This is a genomic window from Streptococcus sp. 3874, from assembly GCF_013276425.1.
In the GTDB taxonomy this organism is placed as follows: Bacteria; Bacillota; Bacilli; order Lactobacillales; family Streptococcaceae; genus Streptococcus; species Streptococcus pseudopneumoniae.
The window spans coordinates 1-6,731 of sequence record NZ_VMLA01000113.1 but is presented as its reverse complement, the minus strand read 5'-3'; the positions used below and the strand labels follow the sequence as shown (position 1 = coordinate 6,731).

Sequence of the window (6,731 nt, the reverse complement as noted above, 5' to 3'; positions counted from 1 at the left end):
TTTTCATTGAGTATCAGATGAATTTCTTGGTTGTGGCTAAAAAATATGCTACACTATCAATATGAAAATTTTAATCCCTACAGCAAAAGAAATGAACACAGACTTGCCGAGTATCGAGGCAACACCTTTAATACCAGAAAGTCAGGCCGTGCTGGATGCCTTGGCCCTCTATTCTGCTAGTCAATTGGAGAGTTTTTATAAGGTATCAGCCGAGAAGGCTGCGGAAGAATGTCAAAATATCCAAGCTTTGAAAAGGCAAACTGCTCAACACTACCCAGCTCTGAAACTTTTTGATGGGCTTATGTACCGCCATATCAAGCGAGATAAGTTGACCGAGGCGGAACAAGCCTATCTTGAAAATCATGTCTTTATTACTTCGGCTTTGTACGGTGTCGTTCCAGCCTTGTCATCTATGGCCCCTCACCGTTTGGACTTTTTGATGAAGTTAAAAGTCGCTGGTAAGACTTTAAAGAGTCATTGGAAGGCAGCCTATGATGAAGCTGTGAAGCAGGAAGAAGTGATTTTCTCCCTCTTGTCGTCCGAGTTTGAGACGGTATTTTCTAAGGAAATCAGAGAAAAAATGGTGATCTTCAAATTTATGGAGGATAGAGGCGGTCAGCTGAAAATTCACTCAACCATTTCCAAGAAAGCGCGTGGTGCCTTCCTGACAGCCCTGATAGAAAATCAAGTACAGACGGTGGAGGAAGCTCGTCGCTTAAGCTTTGCAGGATTTACCTACCGAGAAGATCTGTCCCAGCCACAGGAATTGGTTTTTGTTAAGGAAGTATAGAAATCAGATATTTTGTATTTGGCAATATGTATCATCAGCTATTTTAGTTTATAAATGAAAAAAAGCGAACAAGCTAGTCTTCTGAGTGTCAGAAAAGTAGTCTTGTTCGCTTTTATTATATTAGTTACTTGATAGCATTGACCAAGTCTTCCGCTTGTTTTTCAAGTGAGCTTAGGACTGTTTCTTCAAGAACCAATTTTCCGTCTGCCCAAGCAGAGTCATTAACACGTGCAGCAGTGAAATCACCAACGCCTTGTGTACGGATAAATGGCAAGAGGTCTTTGTAGATAGCGAAAAGTTGATCGTGCCCTGCATTGGCTACAGATGATACTGTGACAAACTTGTCTTGAAGGGCAGAAACGCCACGTGTATCAGACAAGTCAAGGGCACGAGATAGCCAGTCAAGCAAGTTTTTCACTGTACCAGGGATAGAGAAGTTGTAGACTGGAGAGAAAATCCAGATAGCATCCGCAACGAGAACTGCTTCACGAGCAGCAGATACAGCTGGATGAGTTGGAACTTCCAAATCTTGGCTGAAGAGAGGGATAGCTGAATAATCAAGATAGCTAACTTCTGCTTTACCAGCAAGTGCTTTCTCAGCTTCGAGGGCCATTTGGTGGTTGAAAGAACCTTGGCGTAGTGATCCGACGATAAATAATACTTTTTTAGACATGATGTGTCTCCTTTTTCTTAAATTTACGAGAATTTTCTCGTTGTTATAAAATATATTACAACAAAGCAAAACAACTTGCAAGAAATTTGCTCAGAGTTTATTTGAAAATTGTAAAATTTCGGAAACTCTAGTCATTTGTGACTGAAAAAGTAAGAACTGTTTCACTTTCAAAATCGGTTTTGTTTGAAGGAAGAAATAAAGTGCGATTGTTCTTGCATTCACTTGTAATAAAGCCCAATAGATGGTAAAATAGACGAGTGAAAAAAAGACAAAACAAAGTAAAAAATAATCTACTGTGGCAGTATGGTCTAGGGATGACGATTTTGTTTGTGGTTATCAGTGCTTCCTTTCTGTATCTAGTGTTTCTGAGTATGAAACCTTATCAAACAGCTAAAAGTGAAGGAGAAAAATTAGCTCAGCAGTATGCAGGATTAGAGCAGGCTGATCAGGTTGACTTATACAATGGCTTGGAATCCTATTATAGCGTTCTTGGCCGTAATAAAAAACAAGAAGCACTTGCTGTCCTGATTGGAAAAGATGACCACAAGATTTACGTTTATCAGCTAAATCAAGGTGTTTCACAAGAAAAAGCAGAAGCTGTTTCGAAGGAAAAAGGAGCTGGCGAGATTGACAAGATTACCTTTGGCCGTTATCAAGACAAACCAATCTGGGAAGTCAAGTCAGGCTCTGATTTTTATCTAGTAGATTTTGAAACAGGAGTATTGGTCAATAAGGAGGGCCTATGAAACTATCCAACCGTGTTTTAGAAATGGAAGAAAGTGTGACCTTGGCTGCTGGAGCTCGTGCCAAAGCACTCAAGTCTGAGGGAAGAGATATCCTGTCTCTAACCTTGGGTGAGCCAGATTTCACTACTCCAAAAAATATCCAAGATGCCGCCATTGCATCGATTCGAGATGGGCGTGCTTCTTTTTATACAGTAACCTCAGGCCTGCCAGAGCTCAAGGCAGCGGTCAATACTTACTTTGAACGCTTTTACGGCTATTCTGTAGCGCCAAATCAAGTGACAGTCGCTGCTGGAGCCAAATATTCTCTCTATACCTTCTTTATGGCTGTGGTCAATCCAGGTGATGAAGTTATCATCCCAACCCCCTACTGGGTAAGCTATGGAGACCAGGTCAAGATGGCAGAAGGTGTGCCAGTCTTTGTTCCTGCTAAGGAAGATAATCACTTTAAGGTGACCGTAGAGCAGTTAGAAGCAGCTCGCACAGACAAGACCAAGGTTTTGGTGCTGAATTCGCCATCCAATCCGACAGGTATGATTTACACCCGTGAGGAACTCTTGGCAATCGGAAACTGGGCTGTAGAAAAGGATATTCTCATTCTAGCAGATGATATCTATGGGCGCTTGGTCTATAATGGTCATGAGTTCACACCGATTTCTAGCCTATCTGAGGCAATTCGCAAGCAAACAGTGGTCATCAATGGTGTGTCTAAAATCTATGCCATGACAGGTTGGCGGATTGGCTATGCCGTTGGAGAAGCAAACATTATTGCTGCCATGTCCAAGATTGCAGGTCAAACAACTTCGAATCCGTCAGCAGTAGCCCAGTATGCAGCAGTTGAGGCTCTATCAGGTGAGCAAGATACTGTAGAAAGCATGCGTCAGGCTTTTGAGGAACGTCTCAATACCATCTATCCCCTTCTTGCTGAGGTGCCAGGATTTGAAGTGCTCAAACCGCAAGGAGCTTTCTATCTCTTCCCAAATGTCAAAAAAGCTATGGAGATGAAAGGCTATACAGATGTGACAGATTTTACAACCGCTATCCTAGAAGAAGCCGAAGTGGCCTTGGTAACAGGAGCAGGATTCGGAGCACCAGAAAATGTCCGCCTCAGCTATGCGACAGACCTAGACACGCTTAAAGAAGCAGTTAAACGCTTGAAAGCATTTATGGGTAGTGAGAATGATTGATCATTTTGAGATTAAGGTAAAGGATTTACAAATTTCAGAAGGATTTTATAAGAGTTTTCTCGCTCCTTTGGGCTATAAATTGGCTTTTAAGACTAGTTCTCTAATCAGTTTTCTTGCCCCGAACAGCCCTCATCCTGGTGGTGATTTTTGGCTGGCTCAGGGGACACAAGATCCTATTCACTTTGCTTTTTTAGCAGAAAATAAGGAAGAAGTTCAGGCTTGTTATGAGGCTGGTTTAGAGGCAGGTGGGCGAGACAATGGGGCTCCTGGTTATCGCAGTGAGCATCCGATTTACTACGCTGCTTTTGTGATTGACCCAGATGGGAACAATATAGAAGTGGTTTGCCATAAAGAATAAAAAAGAAAAAGGAAAAATAATGACAAAACGTGTAACGATTATTGATGTAAAAGACTATGTTGGTCAGGAAGTGACGATTGGCGCTTGGGTTGCCAACAAATCAGGAAAAGGGAAAATCGCCTTCTTGCAATTGCGTGATGGAACAGCCTTCTTTCAAGGTGTAGCCTTTAAACCAAACTTTGTCGAAAAATTTGGTGAAGAAGTAGGACTTGAGAAGTTTGATGTTATCAAACGCTTGAGCCAAGAAACGTCTGTCTATGTGACAGGTATTGTCAAAGAGGACGAACGTTCTAAATTTGGCTATGAGTTGGACATCACAGACATCGAAGTGATCGGTGAATCTCAAGACTACCCAATCACACCAAAAGAACATGGTACAGACTTCTTGATGGACAACCGTCACTTGTGGCTTCGCTCTCGTAAGCAAGTAGCGGTGATGCAAATCCGTAACGCTATCATCTATGCAACATATGAGTTCTTTGACAAGAACGGTTTCATGAAATTTGATAGCCCAATTCTTTCAGGAAATGCGGCAGAAGATTCAACAGAACTCTTTGAAACAGATTACTTTGGAACGCCAGCCTACTTGAGCCAATCAGGTCAGCTTTACCTAGAAGCAGGCGCTATGGCTCTTGGTCGTGTCTTTGACTTTGGTCCAGTATTCCGTGCTGAAAAATCAAAAACGCGCCGTCACTTGACTGAGTTCTGGATGATGGACGCAGAGTACTCATACTTGACACACGATGAGTCACTTGACTTGCAAGAAGCTTATGTAAAAGCTCTTCTACAAGGTGTTCTTAACCGTGCGCCTCAAGCCTTGGAAACCTTGGAACGTGATACAGAACTCTTGAAACGCTATATTGCAGAGCCATTCAAACGTATCACTTACGATCAAGCCATTGACCTCTTGCAGGAGCATGAAAATGATGAAGACGCTGACTACGAACATCTTGAGCATGGTGATGACTTTGGTTCACCACATGAAACTTGGATTTCAAACCACTTTGGTGTGCCAACTTTTGTCATGAACTACCCAGCAGCCATCAAGGCCTTCTATATGAAACCAGTTCCTGGAAATCCAGAGCGCGTGCTTTGTGCAGACTTGCTTGCTCCAGAAGGCTATGGAGAAATTATCGGTGGGTCTATGCGTGAGGAAGACTACGATGCCCTTGTCGCTAAGATGGATGAACTTGGCATGGATCGTACAGAGTATGAATTCTACCTTGACCTTCGTAAATACGGTACAGTTCCACACGGTGGATTTGGTATCGGTATCGAGCGTATGGTAACCTTCGCAGCAGGAACAAAACATATCCGTGAAGCCATTCCATTCCCACGTATGTTGCACCGTATTAAACCGTAAGAATAGGAAAACGCCCATGTGGCGTTTTTTCGCATATCAGAGTTTTTACTTGCGTAAAAAAATTTTTTCTAGTATAATAGTTTATTGTGAGCGAACCTCACTTACCCCTTGCAAAGTCTTGGGGTCATTAGACCAAAAGGAGGAACATATCAATGGCTAAATACGAAATTCTTTATATCATTCGTCCAAACATTGAAGAAGAAGCTAAAAACGCTTTGGTAGCACGTTTTGACTCTATTTTGACTGACAACGGTGCAACTGTTGTTGAATCAAAATCTTGGGAAAAACGCCGTCTTGCATACGAAATCAAAGATTTCCGTGAAGGACTTTACCACATCGTTAACGTTGAAGCAAACGACGATGCAGCTCTTAAAGAGTTTGACCGTCTTTCAAAAATTAACGCTGACATTCTTCGTCACATGATCGTCAAAATTGACGCGTAAGAAGGTAAACTATGATTAACAATGTTGTACTTGTAGGGCGTATGACACGTGACGCTGAGTTGCGTTATACCCCATCAAATGTAGCAGTTGCGACTTTTACTCTTGCAGTAAACCGTACATTTAAGAGTCAAAATGGCGAACGTGAGGCTGATTTTATCAATGTCGTTATGTGGCGTCAACAGGCTGAGAACCTTGCTAATTGGGCTAAAAAAGGCTCACTTATCGGGGTGACAGGCCGTATCCAGACTCGTAGTTACGATAACCAGCAAGGACAACGTATCTACGTGACAGAGGTCGTGGCTGAGAATTTCCAAATGTTAGAAAGCCGTAGTGTGCGTGAAGGTCATACAGGTGGAGCTTACTCTGCACCAACTGCAAACTATTCAGCGCCTACAAATTCAGTACCAGACTTTTCACGTGATGAAAATCCATTTGGAACAACAAATCCATTGGATATTTCAGATGATGATTTACCATTCTAATGGACAACTAAAATTATAAAGGAGAAAAAACATGGCTCAACAACGTCGTGGCGGATTCAAACGCCGTAAAAAAGTTGATTACATCGCAGCAAACAAAATTGAATATGTTGATTACAAAGATACTGAGCTTCTTAGCCGTTTCGTTTCAGAACGTGGGAAAATCCTTCCTCGTCGTGTAACAGGAACTTCAGCTAAAAACCAACGTAAAGTAACAACAGCTATCAAACGCGCTCGCGTAATGGCTTTGATGCCTTTCGTAAACGAAGATTAAAGAAAAGACCCGGTTGGGTCTTTTTTTCACGAGCCTTGAAATGAGAGAGCGAGTTGAGGTTCAGTGGACCTCTTTTTCAGACCCGGTTGGGTCTTTTTTTCACGAGCCTTGAAATGAAAGAGCGAGTTGAGGTCAGGGGGACCTCTTTTTCATGAGCTTGGAAACAAGAATGCGAATTAAGACCCCAACGGATCTTTTTTTCACGAGATAGTTTTTTTCTGACCTTGGCGTGCTATAATCCCGACTTTATCACTTAAAAAATACAAAAGGGCAGCTAACCCCTTGCGCCACAAGGGATTTCGCTGTTCTTTAATCTCGTTTAGGTGTTGTATATGGAGCTTTGGCGTAATTTTTGAGTTCTTCAAACTTCACGAACCCTTTGTTCCATTCCATGCCCAATAATCTATTTAGTAGCTGCATA

At 42.2% G+C, this 6,731-nt stretch carries 9 protein-coding genes; 8 read left to right on the top strand and 1 reads right to left on the bottom strand.

The window, feature by feature from the left end; translation table 11 throughout:
* Window positions 1–61: 61 nt before the first annotated feature.
* Window positions 62–790 (top strand): peroxide stress protein YaaA, encoded by a 729-nt coding sequence (yaaA, locus tag HT703_RS10265; RefSeq protein ID WP_023933180.1) that lies wholly within the window; start codon window positions 62–64, stop codon window positions 788–790.
* Between the two features lie 124 nt (window positions 791–914).
* On the opposite strand, the gene HT703_RS10260 is transcribed toward yaaA, so the two are convergent.
* Window positions 915–1,463, bottom strand: coding sequence for an NADPH-dependent FMN reductase (locus tag HT703_RS10260; protein ID WP_031233884.1), 549 nt, complete (start codon window positions 1,461–1,463; stop codon window positions 915–917).
* A 257-nt stretch (window positions 1,464–1,720) separates the two neighbouring features.
* Between HT703_RS10260 and HT703_RS10255 the strand changes: the two genes are divergently transcribed.
* The 7 genes from HT703_RS10255 (at window position 1,721) to rpsR (ending at window position 6,310) form a co-directional block, all read left to right on the top strand.
* The gene (locus HT703_RS10255; RefSeq protein WP_050261734.1) at window positions 1,721–2,209 is read left to right on the top strand and encodes a DUF5590 domain-containing protein; all 489 of its coding nucleotides are present in this window, start codon (window positions 1,721–1,723) and stop codon (window positions 2,207–2,209) included.
* Complete coding sequence (locus tag HT703_RS10250; RefSeq protein ID WP_000777796.1) at window positions 2,206–3,393, top strand: pyridoxal phosphate-dependent aminotransferase; 1,188 nt, start codon at window positions 2,206–2,208, stop codon at window positions 3,391–3,393. Before HT703_RS10255 ends, HT703_RS10250 begins: the two co-directional genes overlap by 4 nt.
* A complete protein-coding gene (locus tag HT703_RS10245) occupies window positions 3,386–3,751 on the top strand; it encodes a VOC family protein (RefSeq protein WP_023937609.1) in 366 nt (121 codons plus the stop codon). The genes HT703_RS10250 and HT703_RS10245 overlap by 8 nt, the downstream gene beginning before the upstream one ends.
* Before the next feature lie 16 nt (window positions 3,752–3,767).
* On the top strand, window positions 3,768–5,114 hold the full coding sequence (gene asnS, locus HT703_RS10240) for an asparagine--tRNA ligase (protein ID WP_162199250.1): 1,347 nt from the start codon (window positions 3,768–3,770) through the stop codon (window positions 5,112–5,114).
* Between the two features lie 152 nt (window positions 5,115–5,266).
* Entirely contained in the window at window positions 5,267–5,557 is a 291-nt protein-coding gene (gene rpsF, locus HT703_RS10235; RefSeq protein ID WP_001151777.1) for a 30S ribosomal protein S6, read from the top strand.
* Window positions 5,558–5,568: 11 nt separating this feature from the next.
* A complete protein-coding gene (ssbA, locus tag HT703_RS10230) occupies window positions 5,569–6,039 on the top strand; it encodes a single-stranded DNA-binding protein SsbA (protein WP_000609599.1) in 471 nt (156 codons plus the stop codon).
* Between the two features lie 31 nt (window positions 6,040–6,070).
* Window positions 6,071–6,310, top strand: a complete 240-nt coding sequence (gene rpsR / locus HT703_RS10225) for a 30S ribosomal protein S18 (RefSeq protein ID WP_000068664.1) — start codon at window positions 6,071–6,073, stop codon at window positions 6,308–6,310.
* Window positions 6,311–6,731: the final 421 nt, after the last annotated feature.